The organism is Ochrobactrum sp. C6C9 (assembly GCF_022627935.1).
GTDB lineage: Bacteria > Pseudomonadota > Alphaproteobacteria > Rhizobiales > Rhizobiaceae > Brucella > Brucella teleogrylli.
Map to the genome: position 1 here is coordinate 1 of NZ_JABXGB010000047.1, position 18,016 is coordinate 18,016.

Sequence of the window (18,016 nt, forward strand, 5' to 3'; positions counted from 1 at the left end):
GTGTAGGATAGCGCGACGTCGAGCATGGGGTCTTCACCCGAAAACACTTGGATGTTATTTTCCATCAATCTTCCTTATTGGAGCCTGGAGATGTCCAAAGGACGGTATGAAATGAAGAGAATGAGCAACGGCAAATGGTCGGTCGTCGATACCGAAACCGACCACGTGGCCAAGCTGCAAGATTCCTATTTAAGAGACCTCGATATCGATGAGGCCGAGGCGGCGGCGGCCCTAATGAACCGAATTCATGCCGCAGGTCTAAACGTCACACTGCAGTAATTGTCGTTGGCGGGCGTTGTCAAAACGGCGCCTCCGTTAAAGCGGCCCGCATCCCTCGCCCGCAGCCTTCCCATGCGGCTTTCACCAGTTGCCTGGCCTCGAGTTCGTCCATTTCTTTAAGGTCGGTCTTTCCCAACTCGTGCAAGTATTCCCCAACCGCCTCGACGCCGGTATCAAGAGCGCGCAGTTCGTACGGGTCCAATCGCCGCCGGTGCCTAATATGTTCGGCAATGTCGGCGCATTCCTTGCACAGCCACCGGATTGGCTCGCGGTCTGCTTGCACGCCGAGGCCGACGGCGTGGCGGGCGCAGACGTGGCAGATGTCGGCATCAGGCTGCATGTTGCAATCCCCAGTGGAATCGGCGAGCGTGACATCTGTTTGTGCATAATTTTGGTCGGGGTTCGAAATGGCTTTCTTTGTTCGTGATTGCGTCCGTTGTGGAGTTCGCAGAATTCAACATCAGGTTATTGGACAGGCACACATACGGGACATAAACTGGGAAGTGGTTGGGACTTGCCCAGATTGTCGGGCGGCCTCGATCTACAATTTTCAGCTGCGCGCTGCGGGGCAGCAACCCATGAGCTTCACCAACGGCAACATCGAAGGTCCAAACTCCACGCTTTCTGCTCAGTCGGTTCGCATTGCCACTGTTCCTGTGGAGCTTAGCGTACATATCCCTGACCGCATTGCTGGACTTTTCCGCGAAGCAAATGAATGCCGTCAAATGACTTGGTATGAAGCCGCTGGCTCGATGTATCGTAAAACGCTTGACGTAGCGACCAAGCATATATTCACGCACGATCCTAGACTTTCCGACAAGAAGCCCGCTAATGCACTTCGTTCCCGCATTAAGGCCATGGGGGAGATGGGAATTCTTGACCACGATATCGTTGAACTTGCAGATATTGTCGCTCTCGACGGCAACGACGCGGTCCACGATGAAGACCCCTATACCAAGGAAGAAGCGGAGGCGCTGGAGGATCTTACATTCGACCTCCTCGACAGACTTTTCGTACGCCCAGCCAAGATTGCCGCGGTTAAGGCAAAACAAATCGCCTCTGGACAGCGCCCTGCCGAATAGTTCAGGCTGCATTAGCGACCTCCGCGTTGTTGTCGTTGGCGGCAAACAAATCGGCAGACTTAGGAACTTTCCGTGGCGCCTCAACAAACATATCGCCTTGCGCATATGCCTTCTCGATGCGCTCACATGCGACGTCGAAATAATTGGAATCGAGTTCAATGCCAATGAATCTACGACCCATACGTGCGCAGGCAACACCAGTGGTACCCGAACCCATAAATGGATCAAGGATCGTCTGCCCCTGGCTGGTAAAGTCAGCCAGAAGTTCTGTCATCAAAGGGATCGGTTTCTCGGTCGGATGTCGCCCGTCGCGGTCGCGTTGATTTGTAAGGTGAGTGTAGACCCCGCGCTTTCCGCCAGCGTTCCAGCGGCTGTGTCCTTCGCCAGACCAAGACAACGGCATGGATTCGTATCCCATTGCCGGCATTTGTCCGTTTAGCTGCGGTGTACTGTCTGGCTTCACCCAAATCATGGACCGCTTGTACTTACTGCCAGCAGTTTCGAGACTGTCGCGCCAGATTCCGACTGCTTCCGCCTGACAGAAGAAAAGTATCCATCCGCGCGACAGTCGATGCGCAGCTATCGAAACATTGTCTCGAAGGCTTTCTGTGATGGCGGAGAAATCTAGGTCGGCATTGACGCCAGTTTTGATCGATTTCTGCGTTCGCCGCATCGATCTGTGAGCTTCTTTCTCATAAGGCGGATCTCCTATCACATGGTCCACCTTTTCAAGGCTGGCCATGACTTCGAGACAGTCGCCGTTGTAAAGAACGGCGTCGCCAATGCGTTCAATGCGCATCCTCATCTCCTCGTGTCTCGTGGTGGTAACCCGCCAGTTGGTGGCTGGCGGGGTGGTTGGTTATAGGCTGGGTGCGCTGCCTTGCAGCACAGCAGCAATCGGGCTGTAGAGGTCAGGAAACCAGTCGTCGTATGTGGCGACGTTAGCTTTGTAATCATCGCCCAAATACTCATCGTAATACGGTGATACGACCATCGGGCACCCACCGACACATTGCGACCAGTCATCGCCACTGTCATTTCCGCATTTGGGGCAAACCGTCACAACACCTTCTCCATACAGGCGCGCATAACCCCGCGCAGTTCATAGAAGTTGCGTGCTTCGTCGATGGCATTCAGAAGGTACTCGCGGTCCACCTGTTTCCTTGCCTCGTCCAGCCCCATCCCTTGCCCCCGCAAGCGTTTGATGCGCGGCACATAATCCGCGGGGTCTAGCTTCGCCATCACGCCGCCCTCACCGTAAGCGTTGGCTGCCCTTCCCGCAGCGCAGCTCCAGGCACGTCTTCGCCAGCGTCGAGCGCCGCCTTTATCGCCGTCTTGTCCGGCTCGCGCTTTAGCTTCACGACGTTATCGGGCAGTAGGCTTTCGTCCACAATCTCAACGCCGGCGCGGCCCTTGCCGATGCTCACAGTTGCCTCTGGCAGGCTCACTTTTGTGAGGTCGGCAGCCTTCAACAAGCGCAGCAACAGCGCACGCAAGGCGTCCTTGCGTCTGGCGTATCGTTCTTTTCGCGCTGCCAAGTCCTTGGCGCGCTCTCCAATAGCAAGTGCCATGCTGTTGGCATCGCGCTCGACGGCCACAATCTTACCGAGCACGCGGTAGGCGTCCGTCTCGCCTTCGATTGTGTCGGCGCGCAGTTCCTCGTCTTCGGCCAGTTCTGGGTATGCCGCAACCAAGTCGGCGAATTCCCGTTCCAGCACAGTAACGTCATAAGCCAAGTAGTTCTGCGCTTTCGTGTTGTCAGCCTTGTTTTGCATCATTGCTCCTCGTGTTTCGGTGGTTGGTTTTGCTGCGATTAGCAGCGGTAGGTAAGTTAACATGCCTCGCGGCGCATCCCGTTAATGGATTGTTTTATTTTGATAAACTTAATCCCACTGTTTTAGTGTAATTAATACTTGGTTTTAACTGTTGCATGCGGCGATTGTTTATGTATATTCGCGCCACTCTTGGGAGGGAGTTAGACCGCCCAGGCGCGCACCGTCCGCTGCCGGGCGGTTTTTATTTTTCTCTGCATATCAGCTATGCAATTTCTGCCCTTGCAACGCGCGGCTGGTGGTCCCATCTACGCCTCGTCCTGTTTCATCCTCCTCCCAGAAACTGGACCTTAAGCGCGGCACTCCTCCTCCCAGTCGCGCTTTACCAATCAGCCCGCTTCGCTTCTCCTCCCAATCGCGAAGCGGGCTTTTTGTTTTTCAGTTGCAATGACAAATGTTGGCAACCGTCACATTCTGTTATTTCGTCAATCGATAATGTAACCCTATGTTCGTGATGCACTCCTCCTTCGGAATGCATCCGCCTCGCGCCCCAAGCCCCCCGCCCAAAATCGCGAGGCGGATTTTCTTAAAACGGAATTTCGTCATCCAGCATTTCGGCAACGCCCGCAGATACTCGACCGTAGTTTGATGCCGGCGCATTGTCGTTGCTCGCCTCTGGCGCGTTGTCATTTGCAGCACCCGGCATGGCGTCGACCACTTCCCAGTATTTGCCGTTCGGTTTGACCACGATTTCTGCGGTCGGCAGCAGCTCGTTCTGGCGCTCCATGAATTCCAGCACGGTTTTCGGGAACGGTGCCTGACCGCCATGCTTTCGCCACCACCTGTCAGACTTCGACTTAAAGAAGCCGGTATGGGCTGGGCCGAGCCATTCGTTGATTGGCGACATGCCAACCCAGTAAGACACCTTCACGCTGTCCTGCTTACCGCCCTTTCCTTCGTGGTATGCGAAGGTACGCCGTTCCACATGACGTGTGCTGGCGTTGTCTTTCGAAAGGACAGGCACGTCTGCCGCCTCTGCAGTGATCTTCACATCATCGCTAGGTGGGAAAATGTAGCCGCAGCAATGGCAAGCCTTGGCGGACGCGTGAATGAGTTCGCCGCAGCCGAACTTTCCTTCATCATCCCGCACAGCTCCCGGCGTTTCTTCGCTTGGGCAGACCTTCCGGGGCGCTTCCCCGTCCCCACTGCCCGGGGTCTTTGGGCGAATCTGATCAATTGGCCCGTGATAGGCGAGGTTTTTGCCGTGGTCTGCAATCAAGCACTCTGTCTTTCCAGGTGAGTTGCGAGTGCCACGCCCCAAAATCTGCACCAGTTTTCCCGCTGATTTCGTTGACAGGATAAGGCTGATAAAGTCCACGAACGGGAAATTCGTCCCGGTCGTAATCATTGAGACCGATGAAATTGCCCAGTACTTACCGGATCGGAAACCTTCAAACACCTCCTTGGTCTGGTGCGCATTATCACTTGTAAGGACGGCGCACGAGCGTCCATGGCTGTGAATACACTCGGCAATATGGCGTGCATTTTCTTTGCTTGTGCTAAAGAAAAGACCAGCACGTCGTCCTTCAGACATGACCATGTCTTCCGCTATCGCGTCTTCAATGATCTTCTCTGCCGCAGCAGACAGTTGACCCGGGATGTAGTCACCGCCTCTCGACCCAACCCCCTTTAGGTCAATTTTCGCACTGGTCTTGTGGCTGGTTAGCTTCGTCAGGTAGCCATTCTCTATAAGTTCCGCGATGCCAACTTCATAGACGACATCGTCAAACAACTTGAACCTGACCTTATTGCCGTCTTCATCCACATCGTCATCGGAATCCATTTCATCTGTTAGGCGACCTGAATCCATGCGGTAATCGGTAGCCGTCGTTCCGGCCGTCCTGCTGTCTGGATTTGCCTCGCGAACATCGCGGAAGAATTTGCCGTATTGAGTATTCGCGTTGCGGCTGATGGCATGAGCCTCATCGACCAAGACAAGATCGATTGAGCCCAACTTCTTGACCTTGTTCCAAACTGACTGAATTCCACAGAACAGCACTTGCGCTCTGCTATCCCGCCGATTGAGACTAGCGGAATAAATGCCAGCTGGCGCAAAAGGGGATAGGCCCAAGAACTCCTTGAAGTTCTGTTCGACCAATGACGCCGAATGCGTGACATTGACGATCCGCATGTCTGGGTATTGAGCAAGCAACTCCTCAATGATCTTGGCAATGACTAGAGCTTTGCCAGCACCGGTCGGCAGTACGATTAATCCGTTACCGCCGCCATTAGCCCAGTATTCGTAGAGGGCGTCTATGCTTTCGCGTTGGTACGACCTGAGTTCCAGCACTATGCCGCCCCTTTATCCATCTGCGCTAGTATATCCCGCACTACTCTCACGGCTTCAGGCAGTTCGTTGTCGTTTGCGGCAACAAGATGCCTTGAAGCTGCAACAAGTTTCAAAATGTGTGCGTGCTTTATGCGAGGGCGCTTGTTGGAAGCTTGCTCTTCCAGTGTAGCCCATCGGCAGTTCCCGGGTTCGTAATTGCCGTTTACGTCAATCCGATCAAGCGTCGTGCCTTCGGGGCGAACTCCCATGTCAGCGAGAAAATTCACAAAGGAAGACCATCGTTCGTGGCACTTAATACCCCTGCCTCCGTAGTCCATATACTGGTCATTGTTAGGGTTAGTGCAGCGCTGTCGCATCCCATGCCATGATTGGTATGTAGGCGACGGCCGTCCGCACTTCGTAGATCGAGAATGGCCATGTTTAGTAACTTGAGCGATGCGGTTCGCACGTGTTTCGCACCCACAATGTATAGATTTTCCGCGTTTTAGATTTTCAGCCTTTGTTATTTTCTCTCCGCCGCAGTCGCATATGCAGCGCCAGCTTGCTTTGTACTTTGGCGGCACGCCCTTGATGTATTCGACAGCTACAAGTTTACCGAAGCGACGCCCTGCAAGATCAGCTGGGCGACCTTTGCCAGGTATAATATCCGTCGTGTTTTTTCTGTCCGCCATCAAGCCACCTCTCCCCTCACCCCATCCACCCAAATCTCACCCGTCGCCAGCCGGTATGTAACCGTCTCAGCAACCTCATCCGCATCGATCTGCTCGCCATTTATCAGCCCCGGAAGATAGAGGTGAGCCGGGCAGCCATCGCGTTGTTCGTCGATCGACAATGGCTTGTTCCAACGCGCGCATGACATGTGGCAGTCGCCGCCATGCTCGGGCTGTACGTGAAGGCAGGTGCGGCAGTTGACGCGCGGCTGCACGCCTTCGTGGCATACACCTCTGTGCTTGCAGAACATGCAGCCGTAGAACTCCGGATCTTCGCTGATGCGGCTGGGCGGCTCGTCCGAAAACACGATGCGTTCGCAGCGTGCCAGCAGTCGAAGGCAAAATTCCACATCGTATTCGATGCGCTCCGCATAAAGCGTATCTGTGTTTTTGCACGAAGCCAGATATAGGCAGCGCGTCAGGCCGAAAGCCTGCATTCCAAGCTGACACTGGGCGTAGTGCAAGGGCTTAGCTTTCTGGCAGCCGTGCTTCTGTAGTTCCTTGATGCCCTTCTCGTTGCTAGATTTGAATTCCAGGAGATGTTCGGTCTTCGGCGCTTCGGGAACACCCATTGCCTTGCCATCGCACTTGCCGCGCACAAAGCCCGAAACCAGCCTGATTTTGTCCTGCTGCCCGTAAACGTCGACGCCAATGCGTTCGAGGTCGGCGACCAAGCGATCTTCCTCGATATTGCCGGTGGCAAACAGTCGAAGCTGACGGCCAGAATGAACCTCGTGCGCCGACACCCAGCGGAAGCCGAACCACAAGGCTCTGTCACATTCCGTGCCAGCCTCGCCCACACTGATGCCCCACGAGTCCCAGGACTTAGCCTGGGCCTCGTAAGCTGCGTAGATGGCGCGGACCGTGCTGGATTCTGCTTTTGGGAGGGGGGCCATACGTATCTCCTCGTGTTCGGTTCGGCATGGTGGTTGCTACCGGCGCTTTCGCGCCAGTAGCGGGTTAGCTTAACCCCAAGGTCGCTTCTTGCCTGCCGCAGCAGCAGCCGGTGCCGGCTTGTTGCTGTTAGCCGCTGCCGGTCGGTTGTCATTGGCCGGGCGAGCCTGCGCTACGGGCTGGTTGGCGTCGATCGAAGGCTGGGGGACGTTGCCTTCGTCCGGGAAGTAGTACTTTTTGATCTCAGCACGAGCCGGGTACTGACCGTCCTTGGAGGGCTTCCCGAGGCCGATCTTTGCCGTGAACGCCTTGAAGTGCAGTTCTTCGGAATCCTCGACTTCCGAAACACCAATCGCCCGGCAAAGGCTCGCGAACTGGCGCTGGCCGATCTCTTGCGCCTGAGTGCTTTTGTTTTCGAGGTTGTAATTGTTGAAGAGCTTGCGCTTCGCGTACTCCTCCGGGCGAATAACGACCATCGTCGTCTTCAGGATGGTGCCCGTGCCGTCCTTCGTGGCGGTTACTTCGCTGGCCTCGATTTCCAGCTCATAGTCGCCGTTCGGCAGTTCCGAGTAATCGGACTGCGTGGTGTCGTGTTTGGTCGCATCAAATGTTGAGCCAAGTCTGGCCATCTATAAAATCCTCGTGTGGGTGTGGTGCGGTTAGATATTCGTTACGGATGTTTAACTATTAACCATTTTCTTCTCATGGTAATTCGCTGCCGCGTAAGTAATCAGGGGAGGAGGATTACTTTGCGCCGCCGCTCCGCGCGCTCCGTCCGCAGCGGAGCGGCGTCTTTTACTTAATACAGCAACGTTGAGGTTTGAGCGCTTAAGCCTTCGTCCGATGGATAGCCGGGCGGAAGAACCCGCCGATGAAACCGAGCGAAGCGCCGATCTGCCACATCGCAAGGCCAGCCGCGTTGATGCCAACGGCGGCAAGGAAGGCGTGGATTGTTTCTGCGAAAAACAGGCCCACAACCCAGCCGACGAACGCGCCACCGAGAACGCCGATGAGCGGTGCGAAAAAGAGAATGGCTGCGATTGCGACGAGGCCAGCGAGAGCTTTTTCCATTTAATCCTCCATGCCGATTGTGTGGCGCCAGCCTTCGGTTCCGAACACATCGCCCTCGTCGTGATCGTCGAGAAACATTTCGAGTGCATCGAGATGATCGAAGACCTTCATGATTTCCTCTGGCGAGGCATGGCCGACCATTGCCTTGCCGCGTACCGTGTTGAGGAATTTTTCGGATTGGACGGCCATCAAGCCGTCTCCCTCTGTCCATTGTCGTCGCCAACCGGCCAGAACTTGGCAATGTCGGCAAAGCCCTGCCCTTTGCGGTACACAACGCTATCCGGCATCGAATAGCGGTTTTTGGCGTTGAACCCTGCCGCCTCGTTGAAGTGCACCTGGCGCTCTTTGCCGCCCTCGGCGTGGCTAACCTTCGTCTGGCGCGCCACTTCTTTTTCCTTGATGGAAATACGGTAGTTCATGAAAGCGACGATGTCGGACTTCTCGCGAACCAGTGCATTCGATCGCTTGTGCAGCTTAGGCTGATACCGGCTGTATGGATCTGTGGTCGGGCTGTCGAAGCGCACGATTTCAGGGTGCGCCAGCATGACGACATACATTCCTGCACGGGACAGCGCCGACACGGCGGCCATCAGTTCATTCCATTCGGTATCGGCTTCCACGTAGCCCTTCCCGAACCCGGCATCCTCGATGCCATTGATGCCGAGGCGGGCAGCGGTCGCCCGCCAGACAAGCGGTTCCAGCCCGTCGAGGCTGTCGATAATCACGGTGCGGCGGTCGTGTTCTTCGGTCAGTAGTTCGCCGATGACGTTTAGCAGATCTTCGAAGGATTCAATCGTCCCGGGGGTTGCCATTTCGATGTCGGACGGCGGGCGCTCACCTTCGGTTGCCAGATAGATCGGGTCCGGGAACTCTGCCGCGAGCGACGTTTTGCCGATGCCGTCGACGCCGTAGAGAAGGATCACAGGCGGATCGTTTCTCTTAGTCGACTTGAGGCTTGAAAGAGATAGAGCCATAGGTCTCCTCGTGTTCAGTAGGTGTGGTGGGTAACGGCGATTGCGGCGATGACAGCCGCAAGTATGAGCCAACCTACGAGCCATGCCGGCGGGCTGGTGAGCAGCCATGAGCGTGGGGCGGTCACGCCGCACCCCACAGATAAAGCAGCCCATAGAACGGCAGCAGCAAGTTCCAAAACAGGAAGGCTGCAATTGTCGTGGCGATTGCCAGCGCGAACGCTGCAAGCGCCAAGGACTGCCAGATGCGTCCGACGCCGGGCTTTCGCCCGGGATCGATGAACGGCATGTCAGTCGTGGCTTTTGTGGTGAAGGAAATCATGCCAGCACCCATGCGTAAAAGCCGACGGTCAGAGCGAGCGCAGCTACAACTGCCAAGCCCCACACAAAGCGGTCGCCAAGGCCGAGCGTGGTTTCAGGCTCATACAACGTGTCGCCATCAGCGTAGTCTTTGGGCGCATAGTTGCGCGCGTGGCTGTATGTGGTGGAGGTCATGCTGCCCTCCGAATAACGACATCGGCAATCCGCGAGTCAGCAAGAACGAACACACCGAACTTCTGGCCCGGATATTTGACGGCAAGCCGTTCAGCTTCGTCAGTGGCGGCCTGTTCGCTTTTATGAACCTTCGGCTGCTCTGACGGCTTGGGCCAGCCGCCTTCGATCAGAGCGACGATTGCGGGTGCGGTCGCAGGCGCATTGTCATTGCTGGCCGGCTCGTCGACCCATTCGGCGATGAGGTCGCCATCTAAGGATTCGCTACTGTTGAACATGTACTTGCCATCGGTGCGGTAAAGGAACTTCTCTCCAAGAGAAAACCGTTCAGCACGCCCATCTCCCACCGCCGGACCAACCTTGCGCCCATCGCGGGTACGATAGAATTTGCCGGTCTCGATGGTGAGGGCGAGTGCGATAACGTCTTCCCTGTAGCACCATAATGCCCAAGGATAGGTGTCAAACTTGACGAGATACGGCATATGGCTCTCATCGCAATCTTCGATCGTCCCTGCCCCAGATACGTGGCCATACGTTCCGTGCACCCGATCCCCAACCTTGAAGGCAGGCTTGCCGGTTGCGCCAACAACGGGCAGGAGTTCGAATTCGTCAGTTGTCAGATAAAATCTGTCACCAACATCATCGGTCACCCATATATCGCCATCAAAGTCGATGTTATTGACTTCGTAGGTTGCCCCTTCACGCACATCCAGCTGCGTAACCAGACATCTTACCTTGTCGCCAACCTTCACTGTTTGCTTGTCAGCCATCACGCTACTCCCCTCGTCTTGGTGTTTTTCGTCAGTTTCTCTTTTTTGGTGAAATCAACCGGAATGACGTTGTCATCTTCAGGCTTGTCAGCCTCGACACCGCCGTCATCCTCTTCAAAATCTGGCTCAACTTCGAAGCGCGAGACCTCAAGCTGCACAAGGCCCGTGCCGGGAATCATGAAACGCACAGTCAGCCAGCGGTAATTGTCCCGCTCCTCGACAATGATGCCCTTCCACTTCCAAAGCCGGTGGACGACGATTTCGCCGGGCAAATCCCAGCATTCACCGCATTCGCAGGTCATGCGGCACCTCTTTTCGGTGCGCGGTGGTAAGTGACCGGTGCGTTGGAGACGTACGTCCCATTCCGAAGCACGGCGTTCGTGCGCGCCTCTGCTTTTTGCGCAGCCGTCCGGTAAGGCTTGCGGTTTGTCATGTCCCGCTCGCCCGTTCGTGTGTATTTCGTTTTCAAGGTGTGGCCTCCTCAGTGGGAGGTTAGTCGTCGGCCCCGTCATCCTCGCGGTCGGCCTGCCTCAAAAGGCTAGTGGACTGTGCCTGTAAACGGCCCGTCCAGAATGGTTATGCGGGGCAGCGAGACATAAATGTCCATGCATCCTCCCGAATAACCGCCGTTATATGTTGTGCGGCGCACAACGGTGCTTGCGGTTGGCTTTGGCGCCGGTAGCGTGGGCGATCTTTCCGAAAGCAGCGACCATGCGTGGCCTCTAGTAAGGCCCATCAATTCCGCGATCTTCCCAAACGATGCGCCTCTTTTACGGTGCGCGGCGGCAGTCGCCTGCAGTTTGTGTCTTGTTGAATGCTGCATGTCTCCTCGTGTCGGTTGGTGATGGTTGACAAGTGCCACGTCTAACGGCATCTGTCTGGTCGGCCCGGGTGGTACTGGGCAAGGAAATCGCGGTGTAGAAGCGGCTTCGGCCCTCCTCGTGTTAACCGCGACGTACGGGCAGGCTGGGGTAACGGGTGGTGCCGACCCATAACAGCCTGCTTTTTAGTTGGCCGTCTTATACTGCGACCAAATAATCGCGGCGAATTCCTGCCGATCGGCTTCGTCCAGCGCGGCCCATGCATCCCAGAACGCTTGACGCTTTCTGGCTTTGTTTGATGTCACTGCTTTTGCGGTGCCCTCGGCAATAATCTCTAGTGCCTTATCGGCGGTTATTGGCTTGGGCTCCGGCGCTGGGCGTGCGCTAACCTTTTCGCCACGCTCTGCTCGGTTGATTAGTTCTTCGCGTTGCTCGGTGGGCAGTTTTGCTAGGGCGTCCATTTCGACGCCTTTATCAAGGCTGGTGCCAACAATGCGGTTGATGTCGGAGCCGAGATCGCGGGCACGGGCGATTTTGACATTGATCTGCGTCTTGCTGTCGCCAGTTAACTCAGACAATTCTGACGCGAACTCTTTTGGACGGTGCCCACGTCCATCTTCCCTTTTACTTTCAATCGAACGGTTTCCGTCCGATTGAAGTTTTTTCCATATCTCCTGTCTACGGCCGATATGTGCCGCCTCCTCGGCAGGCGACAGTTCTGCGCGTGCAAGATTTTCGTCGATCTCCATAAGCTCGGCGCAAAGATCGTCGACCTCGTAAACTTCACATTCAATCACTTCGCGTCCGAGTGACTGCATGGCCAGCAAACGGTGCCGACCATATATGAGGACGGGGACAGCCCCCCACTCCTCACCGTCAATCATCATTGAATCAACAATGCGTACCGCAGGCGCGTTCATCAGGCCGATTTCTGAAATACTTTTGGCAATTTCTGCGACCTTTTCCATGTTGGCGCCACGAAGGCGCTTGTCATCGACATAGATGTCCTGAATCTCGAACGGCCTGCGGTTCATGATTATGCTGCCTTCTGAATGTCTTGATCGAACACAACGGCCTTGAGTTTGCCGCCGGCATTCCAGACCACAAAGTGATGGACAAACGCCCGCAGCCAGTTTTCGCGCGACAGTTTGATCTTGTGCTCGGAGTTGAACAGCGCGCGGTGCAGAAGCAGAGCTGGGTTGCCGCGTTTCATGTCTTCGCCATTTCGCACCTTGCGGAAGAACTCGTTGATGTCGTCCGCGCCGTAGCCGACGGCCATAAGATGGAGAGCCGCAACGCCGCAAACAGAAGGGCCCGCGCCCTTTACCGGAGTGCCTGCCGCGGCGGCTGCCTGCTCGATCTTCTCGCGGTTGTCATGGAAGTAATCATCGACTTCAGACGGCGTAGGAGCTCGACCGTTATAGGTCTCAAAGGCAAATGCCGCTATGGCTGAAAGACGGACATAATCGGCGATCCCGGCCACAGCCAGGCGATCCTTTGCCTGACGCTTATCGCCGATATCTACTGTGCGCATTGAGCGCTTTGTTACGCCATAAGAAACGACAGTTTCGATCGTCTTCCCGGTCAGGAGGACCCCGAATGAACGATGTTGACCGTCATTCATCGATCCATCCTTGCATACGATGATCGATTCTCCATTAACCTCAAACCGGCCATCAGCGATGTCGCGCATGATCTTGGCGAGGTTGGCGGACCGCACTCGGCGGTTACCTTCATTGTTCAGCAGAAGGATCTGAGCCCGCTCAGGCGTGATGATATGTACATTGGCGTGGGGATCGCCATCTATAATCATTCGGCGATGCCAAGCTTTTGCCTTGTCGAATTCTTGCGTGTTGCCGAATACAAAAAAACCGTCATCATTATCAGCATTGATCAGGCGCGCGGCAATACGAGCAGCGTTTTCAAACTGCCGCTCCTGCACGAGGCGGAATACTCGTTCGTGTTCGGTTTCATTCGGCGATGCTGGCTTGACTGCTATCGCTCGAGTGGCGAGGCCAGCGGTGGCCACCTTCGGCTGGTCCTCAAGAATACGCGGCTTCGCAATGAAGGCCGGCTTATTAAACAGCGCTTCGGCACGAGCGCGCTCTGGCGTGTATCTCTTGCTGCGGGTTGTCACCGGTATTTCCCGGCCTCTAGCTTGTACAATCTGCATGTCATTCTCCTCATGGTTGTGTTTCAATTTTCGGCATGCTTATGTGTAGACGTCGGTGGGGAGCAAATAGCCACTCTGCAGCTTCGGCTGTTCTCATGTAGGCGAAGCGGCGCATCACTGCGTTCGCTGAGAGGCGGCTTTAACCGTCAGAGCGTGGAGGTATTGGCTTATGCTGAAACCTAAGTTGATCGCAGTTCGTGCTTACGTGCGTCTGCGATTTGGCCGACTTGAGCATGTGTGTGCTCATTGGCGGTCATGGCCGGGACAACTGGCCTTCGATTTCTAGGCTGGCGTTACAAACCAGCTAGTCCCCACCGACGCCTGCTAATAAGCATGCGTCGCGCGCCACTAGCCATCTCAGGCTAGCAGCGTCCTTATTGTCCTACGGTGGGCGGTTGTCATTGTCTGCTGGTCTGGTGTCCATCGTCATTCTCCTCGTGTTTTCTGGTCGGTCAGTCCTGGGTTGGTACTATCTGTCCGGTCGCGGAAGCTCCGGCTTCTCTTTGTGCAACTCATTCTCCTTTTTTGTGGCCCGGCCTTCTTTGGGCCGGTTGATGGTTGGAATATATTGGGATTTATCCCATCTGTCAATGTGATTTTTCCCATTTTTGCAAATAGGTACAAAAAATGCCGCAAACGCGGCATTGTGATTTATCACTATAGAAGTGTCAGATCCGTATCCGTCGAGCCTGTCGAGGCGGCACGATAGATTCAATGTCAGCAGCCCAAATGACCTCTTGATCGCGCATGGTTGGGCCATTCAGTGATTCCAGATCATAAAGACCTGGTCGAGACCCGCGCGTCAGCCGCTTCAACAGCGCTCGACCATCGCTTAGCCCCACGACGACCATATCGCCAAGCATTTCGTCGGACGGGGCCAGCTTCTGATCACTATAAAAAATCAACGCCCCGTCTACAAAAGTCCCCATGGAGTAACCCTGCACTTCGACGGCTACCGACTCTGGCCCTGCGCCGGGCGGGATAATGACATCCCCGAATCCACCGTCGCCAGTTCCATAGATTATTTCACCGCTCGTATCAGCCCCGACCCGTCCTACCACTGAAGTTACTCCCGGTTCTTCCCCGATAAGATACCCGACAGTGGTATTCAGAATGTTAGCGACCGACTTCAGAGAGTCGATTTTGGGAACGGCACCGCGATCCAAGATGTCGCGTACGAAAGTCTCGCCCATGCCGGCCTCCAGCGACAGGGCCTTCATACTCCAGCCGCCTTTTTTCATCGCGGCCCGAAATCGATCTTTGTCTATAGTGACCTGCTTCATAAATGGGTTTTACCCCATCTCGTATTTTTCGTCACTTGGGAAATTTCCCATTGACTAATGTGATTTATCCCATTACATTTTGCACAACAGCACGAAGACAGCCTCACCAGCTTGATCTGCTGACCACCGACCAAAACACGAGGAGCAACCCACATGACCGCAACAGCACCGAGAAGAAGAAGCTCGAAGCCTCGCCTGAATGAAATCATCGGCGGCGGATTCTTTGTGTTCCGCCGCGGCAAGAAGACTGGCCGCGTTGGCGTCTTCACCACCATGCCATACGAACACGGCTCGTTTGAGCAGGCCTTGGCAGAAGCGACGCGTCTCGCTGCCCTGTGCCCCGGCGAGACGTTCGAAGTTTTCCAGACGAGCGGCGCCGTAGCCTGTTGCTCGCCAGTAGAGATGGCGGAGGCTGCGTAAAATGGAGCGCGATCCCTATGAGGAACTGGGCACAGTCCATTTCCGACGCACCGAACTGGCAATCATAGAGGCCCTATCCGACGTCTACCCTCGCCGTATGCACATGCGTGATCTTGTCGATAACGTTTATGCATTTGATCCGAATGGCGGCCCAGAAAACGCGGTCGGCGTTATCAGGACAACTATGGTTGGCCTGCGCAAGATGCTGCCACCCCACGGATGGACAATTCCAAAACAAAGCTGCGGACGCGGCAATCAGGGCTTTTACTACCTTGAGCCTATCGCTAACGACAACGTACCAGCGGCGGAACGGGCGGCAAAAGACCGGAGGGCTGCAGCATGAACCGCGCTTTGCTTGAGCTGCTCGCCGACGACGAGTTCGAAACGGAAACCGACGCGCCGAAGGCCTACAATGCCGAGCCTATGCGCCGCCCTGACTACAAGGCTAGGAAACATGGCCGCCCACAGCCGTGGGTGCGCTATGCAGCACGAGAAGCGGTGGAGATGACCGTCATCTTAGCCTTCTGCGTTGCCGCATGCGGCGTTGGGTTGGGGCTTACGGCATGACACCGGCACAACGTAAGAGGACGTTACAAAGGCTGGTCTCATTACAGGACGGATCATGCTGCTATTGTGATCGACAGATCGAGATTCTGCACCACACGCCGGGCCGAACAAATCCGCCGCATCGCGCAACGCTTGAGCACCTTCGACGCAAATGTGAAGGCGGCACAGACCAGTTAGACAATCTGGCTGCCGCCTGCTGCGAGTGCAACGGTGGACGCGGCCTGACAGACTGGCTTACCTTCAAGTCCTATCGGATGGGCGAGACGGTCACAGCACACAGATAGCGAGGGGGCGCTTAAGCCCCCGAACCTCAAAGAATGACAGCCTTGCGCGTTTTTGCGCGACGGCTTTGTGCACCCACCAAAACACGAGGAGACCCTATGTCCAGATGCATCACACACGCCGCTATGGCACCCATCCTGACCGCCGCCGAATTCCAGCAGCAAGGCACGAACGCCGCGCAAGTCCTATCGATTTCAAAAGCCGTCCGAGCGCTCGGTTATCATTCCGAGGCTGAGAGGCTGCGCGACACCGCTTTCGAACTGGCGCGCATTACCGGCGTTCGGTTCCGCTATGGCGCTCCCCGCCAGCGTCGCAGCCCGGCCAACGACAACCGCCGCCGGGCGCGGAGGCAGTAAGAGCTCGAAGCACCTAAGCTGCGATATCTCTATCAAGGTTCATTAGGTATTCAACGAGCTCTTCCGCATCTCTCTTCCGGAGAGAACAGCACAATTGGCCATGAAGGGAGACAGGTTGGTTCGTTACTGTTTCTTGTACTGACCAAAGACCATCTGGTTGTTGAGAAATGTAATAAAAATGAGTTGTCATTTCCAACCCTCGCCACCGTGCATTTGACATCTTATCTCTCCAGCTATTCGATTATTAGGACAAGTAACCCATCAACCAGAGCACCAGAATTACAGGGAGGGGTAATCCAATGAGCCAAAGCAATCCGCCCTTCAGCATGTGCAAAATTCTCCATCATTTCATTCCGCGCTCTAACGCTGGAGGACCCTCGATGGTTCCGCTAAAGCTCATGAATTGGGAAGATTTAATCAGCCATTTCGTAGGAGTAGCTATGGCTCTCCCCGACCGCTTATCGCATACCGAAGCAGGCCGCGCCGCACTGCGGGAAAGGGAGTGAGGATGTCAGCGCGAGACTACAAGCGAGTATTTATCGTCATCGCGGCGCTCGTAGCCATATTCCTCGCCTACCAGCAGATTCCGCAAATTTACATCGGAGAGCGCGCCCAAGGCAGCTACGAGGGCGGAAGCTCGTCCAACGAGGACGTTTCGAAAGCCATACGGGAAGCGCAAGAGGCGGCAGAAAAAGCAGGGCATGTCGCATCGCAGGAAGGTGAGTAAGGATGACGGCTTACACCTTTGCTGACACCGAACGATGGTTGGACGCCATAGCCGGTGTAATTGCCTGCTTTCCAGAAACGGAACACAATCTATTGCCACTTTACGAGCGTGTGGAAGGCATGCAGCGCAATCTCACTGCGAACGATAATATTCGCGACCGCATCAAATCACGGCTGCGTCGAACGGCAGCGTGAATTTTTCCATCTGTTCTTTCCGCCATTCCAAGGAACCGCCCGTGCCATATCGTGGGCGGTCAACTGTATGGCCCATCAACATCCGGCGCAGCTCATCGTCTAAGCCAGCCTCTTTCATGCGATCCTCGAATGAGTGGCGAAGCGAATAGACGGTATAGCCGGCACCCTTCGGAAACAGCTCGTTGTCCTTGAAATATTTATTCAGCGTCGCTGATAGTGTGTCTTCCTTGTTTTTGTAACGAGGGAAGCCATTCCTATGCTTCTTAAAAACCTCATGCGCTATACCGACTAAAGGCAGCTTGCGAACAGACGAAGCAGTTTTAATCTCGCGCGGATCTGCAGCGTCTTTTCGGGGCGCAATCAGGATATGCGGAACCTTGTCGGCCAGGAATATGTGCTCGGCCGTAATGTTGCAAAGTTCGCTTGGTCGACAGCCCGTCTCGATCATGGCCAGGACTATACCACGAGCCTCTTCGTTTAAGCTGACGAGGGGCCCATAGGTCAGGAACTTCCCTTTGATGATATCCGTCGGGATCGGTGGGCGTGACTTTTCGACCTTCTCTGCAAAGCTCAAATCGCGGAAAGGGTTTGGCCGATCCCTATCGCCCATGTGCTTGAAATACTCAGCAAAGAGAACGCGCATCCCGCCCATCATGCGGTTGCCCATGCTGGCCGATATCGGCTGCTTCCCTTTGGCTGGCTTCGTTATCATTTGCAGCCAAACCTTATAGAATTTCTGGGCGTCCTCGCGCGATATGTCCGCGATAGCCTCATCTGAAACAATCTTCACAGAATGATCGAT

Annotated in this window: 25 protein-coding genes; 7 read left to right on the forward strand and 18 right to left on the reverse strand. The window is 55.4% G+C overall.

All coding sequences use genetic code 11. From position 1 onward, the window contains the following. Positions 1–90 precede the first annotated feature (90 nt). The gene (locus HWD97_RS22360; protein ID WP_313732634.1) at positions 91–279 is read left to right on the forward strand and encodes a hypothetical protein; all 189 of its coding nucleotides are present in this window, start codon (positions 91–93) and stop codon (positions 277–279) included. 19 nt (positions 280–298) lie between these two features. Here HWD97_RS22360 and HWD97_RS22365 read toward each other — a convergent pair whose 3' ends face one another. Next, a complete protein-coding gene (locus HWD97_RS22365; protein ID WP_371835633.1) occupies positions 299–619 on the reverse strand; it encodes a DUF6511 domain-containing protein in 321 nt (106 codons plus the stop codon). Between the two features lie 238 nt (positions 620–857). Between HWD97_RS22365 and HWD97_RS22370 the strand changes: the two genes are divergently transcribed. Continuing rightward, entirely contained in the window at positions 858–1,361 is a 504-nt protein-coding gene (locus HWD97_RS22370; RefSeq protein ID WP_371835634.1) for a DUF4145 domain-containing protein, read from the forward strand. Position 1,362: 1 nt separating this feature from the next. Here HWD97_RS22370 and HWD97_RS22375 read toward each other — a convergent pair whose 3' ends face one another. From HWD97_RS22375 to HWD97_RS22450, 16 genes are all read right to left on the reverse strand, one after another. Then, complete coding sequence (locus HWD97_RS22375) at positions 1,363–2,160, reverse strand: site-specific DNA-methyltransferase (protein ID WP_371835635.1); 798 nt, start codon at positions 2,158–2,160, stop codon at positions 1,363–1,365. A 260-nt stretch (positions 2,161–2,420) separates the two neighbouring features. Beyond that, a complete protein-coding gene (locus tag HWD97_RS22380) occupies positions 2,421–2,603 on the reverse strand; it encodes a hypothetical protein (RefSeq protein ID WP_371835636.1) in 183 nt (60 codons plus the stop codon). Continuing rightward, positions 2,603–3,139 carry a siphovirus Gp157 family protein gene (locus tag HWD97_RS22385; RefSeq protein WP_371835637.1) on the reverse strand — a complete coding sequence of 179 codons (537 nt, stop codon included), beginning with the start codon at positions 3,137–3,139 and terminating at the stop codon, positions 2,603–2,605. Before HWD97_RS22385 ends, HWD97_RS22380 begins: the two co-directional genes overlap by 1 nt. A 580-nt stretch (positions 3,140–3,719) precedes the next feature. Continuing rightward, positions 3,720–5,483: a DEAD/DEAH box helicase gene (locus HWD97_RS22390; RefSeq protein WP_371835638.1), complete on the reverse strand. Its 1,764-nt coding sequence runs from the start codon at positions 5,481–5,483 to the stop codon at positions 3,720–3,722. Positions 5,484–6,153: 670 nt separating this feature from the next. Continuing rightward, the gene (locus HWD97_RS22395; RefSeq protein ID WP_371835639.1) at positions 6,154–7,089 is read right to left on the reverse strand and encodes an oxidoreductase; all 936 of its coding nucleotides are present in this window, start codon (positions 7,087–7,089) and stop codon (positions 6,154–6,156) included. 69 nt (positions 7,090–7,158) lie between these two features. Continuing rightward, on the reverse strand, positions 7,159–7,716 hold the full coding sequence (locus tag HWD97_RS22400) for a DUF669 domain-containing protein (RefSeq protein WP_371835640.1): 558 nt from the start codon (positions 7,714–7,716) through the stop codon (positions 7,159–7,161). A gap of 199 nt (positions 7,717–7,915) precedes the next feature. Further along, complete coding sequence (locus HWD97_RS22405; protein ID WP_371835641.1) at positions 7,916–8,158, reverse strand: hypothetical protein; 243 nt, start codon at positions 8,156–8,158, stop codon at positions 7,916–7,918. Further along, a complete protein-coding gene (locus HWD97_RS22410; protein ID WP_371835642.1) occupies positions 8,159–8,347 on the reverse strand; it encodes a hypothetical protein in 189 nt (62 codons plus the stop codon). After that, positions 8,347–9,132 carry an ATP-binding protein gene (locus HWD97_RS22415; protein WP_371835643.1) on the reverse strand — a complete coding sequence of 262 codons (786 nt, stop codon included), beginning with the start codon at positions 9,130–9,132 and terminating at the stop codon, positions 8,347–8,349. Before HWD97_RS22415 ends, HWD97_RS22410 begins: the two co-directional genes overlap by 1 nt. A gap of 121 nt (positions 9,133–9,253) precedes the next feature. Next, the gene (locus HWD97_RS22420) at positions 9,254–9,463 is read right to left on the reverse strand and encodes a hypothetical protein (RefSeq protein ID WP_339439480.1); all 210 of its coding nucleotides are present in this window, start codon (positions 9,461–9,463) and stop codon (positions 9,254–9,256) included. Next, positions 9,448–9,624, reverse strand: coding sequence for a hypothetical protein (locus HWD97_RS22425; RefSeq protein WP_371835644.1), 177 nt, complete (start codon positions 9,622–9,624; stop codon positions 9,448–9,450). Before HWD97_RS22425 ends, HWD97_RS22420 begins: the two co-directional genes overlap by 16 nt. Continuing rightward, positions 9,621–10,391 (reverse strand): hypothetical protein, encoded by a 771-nt coding sequence (locus tag HWD97_RS22430; protein WP_371835645.1) that lies wholly within the window; start codon positions 10,389–10,391, stop codon positions 9,621–9,623. The genes HWD97_RS22425 and HWD97_RS22430 overlap by 4 nt, the downstream gene beginning before the upstream one ends. After that, positions 10,391–10,693 (reverse strand): hypothetical protein, encoded by a 303-nt coding sequence (locus tag HWD97_RS22435; protein WP_371835646.1) that lies wholly within the window; start codon positions 10,691–10,693, stop codon positions 10,391–10,393. Before HWD97_RS22435 ends, HWD97_RS22430 begins: the two co-directional genes overlap by 1 nt. A gap of 704 nt (positions 10,694–11,397) precedes the next feature. Then, complete coding sequence (locus tag HWD97_RS22440; protein WP_371835647.1) at positions 11,398–12,246, reverse strand: ParB/RepB/Spo0J family partition protein; 849 nt, start codon at positions 12,244–12,246, stop codon at positions 11,398–11,400. 2 nt (positions 12,247–12,248) lie between these two features. Next, the gene (locus HWD97_RS22445) at positions 12,249–13,385 is read right to left on the reverse strand and encodes a hypothetical protein (RefSeq protein WP_371835648.1); all 1,137 of its coding nucleotides are present in this window, start codon (positions 13,383–13,385) and stop codon (positions 12,249–12,251) included. A gap of 668 nt (positions 13,386–14,053) precedes the next feature. Further along, entirely contained in the window at positions 14,054–14,668 is a 615-nt protein-coding gene (locus HWD97_RS22450; protein ID WP_319080783.1) for a hypothetical protein, read from the reverse strand. A 153-nt stretch (positions 14,669–14,821) separates the two neighbouring features. Between HWD97_RS22450 and HWD97_RS22455 the strand changes: the two genes are divergently transcribed. From HWD97_RS22455 to HWD97_RS22475, 5 genes are all read left to right on the forward strand, one after another. Then, positions 14,822–15,088 carry a hypothetical protein gene (locus HWD97_RS22455; RefSeq protein ID WP_124916077.1) on the forward strand — a complete coding sequence of 89 codons (267 nt, stop codon included), beginning with the start codon at positions 14,822–14,824 and terminating at the stop codon, positions 15,086–15,088. A 1-nt stretch (position 15,089) separates the two neighbouring features. Further along, positions 15,090–15,431, forward strand: coding sequence for a hypothetical protein (locus tag HWD97_RS22460; protein ID WP_371835649.1), 342 nt, complete (start codon positions 15,090–15,092; stop codon positions 15,429–15,431). Then, a complete protein-coding gene (locus HWD97_RS22465) occupies positions 15,428–15,655 on the forward strand; it encodes a hypothetical protein (RefSeq protein ID WP_124916079.1) in 228 nt (75 codons plus the stop codon). The genes HWD97_RS22460 and HWD97_RS22465 overlap by 4 nt, the downstream gene beginning before the upstream one ends. 380 nt (positions 15,656–16,035) lie before the next feature. Beyond that, the gene (locus HWD97_RS22470) at positions 16,036–16,293 is read left to right on the forward strand and encodes a hypothetical protein (protein WP_109367052.1); all 258 of its coding nucleotides are present in this window, start codon (positions 16,036–16,038) and stop codon (positions 16,291–16,293) included. Positions 16,294–16,801: 508 nt separating this feature from the next. Next, on the forward strand, positions 16,802–17,020 hold the full coding sequence (locus HWD97_RS22475) for a hypothetical protein (protein ID WP_371835650.1): 219 nt from the start codon (positions 16,802–16,804) through the stop codon (positions 17,018–17,020). Between the two features lie 162 nt (positions 17,021–17,182). Here HWD97_RS22475 and HWD97_RS22480 read toward each other — a convergent pair. Further along, positions 17,183–18,016 (reverse strand): tyrosine-type recombinase/integrase (locus HWD97_RS22480; RefSeq protein ID WP_371835651.1); only part of this gene is annotated, 834 nt, incomplete at its 5' end.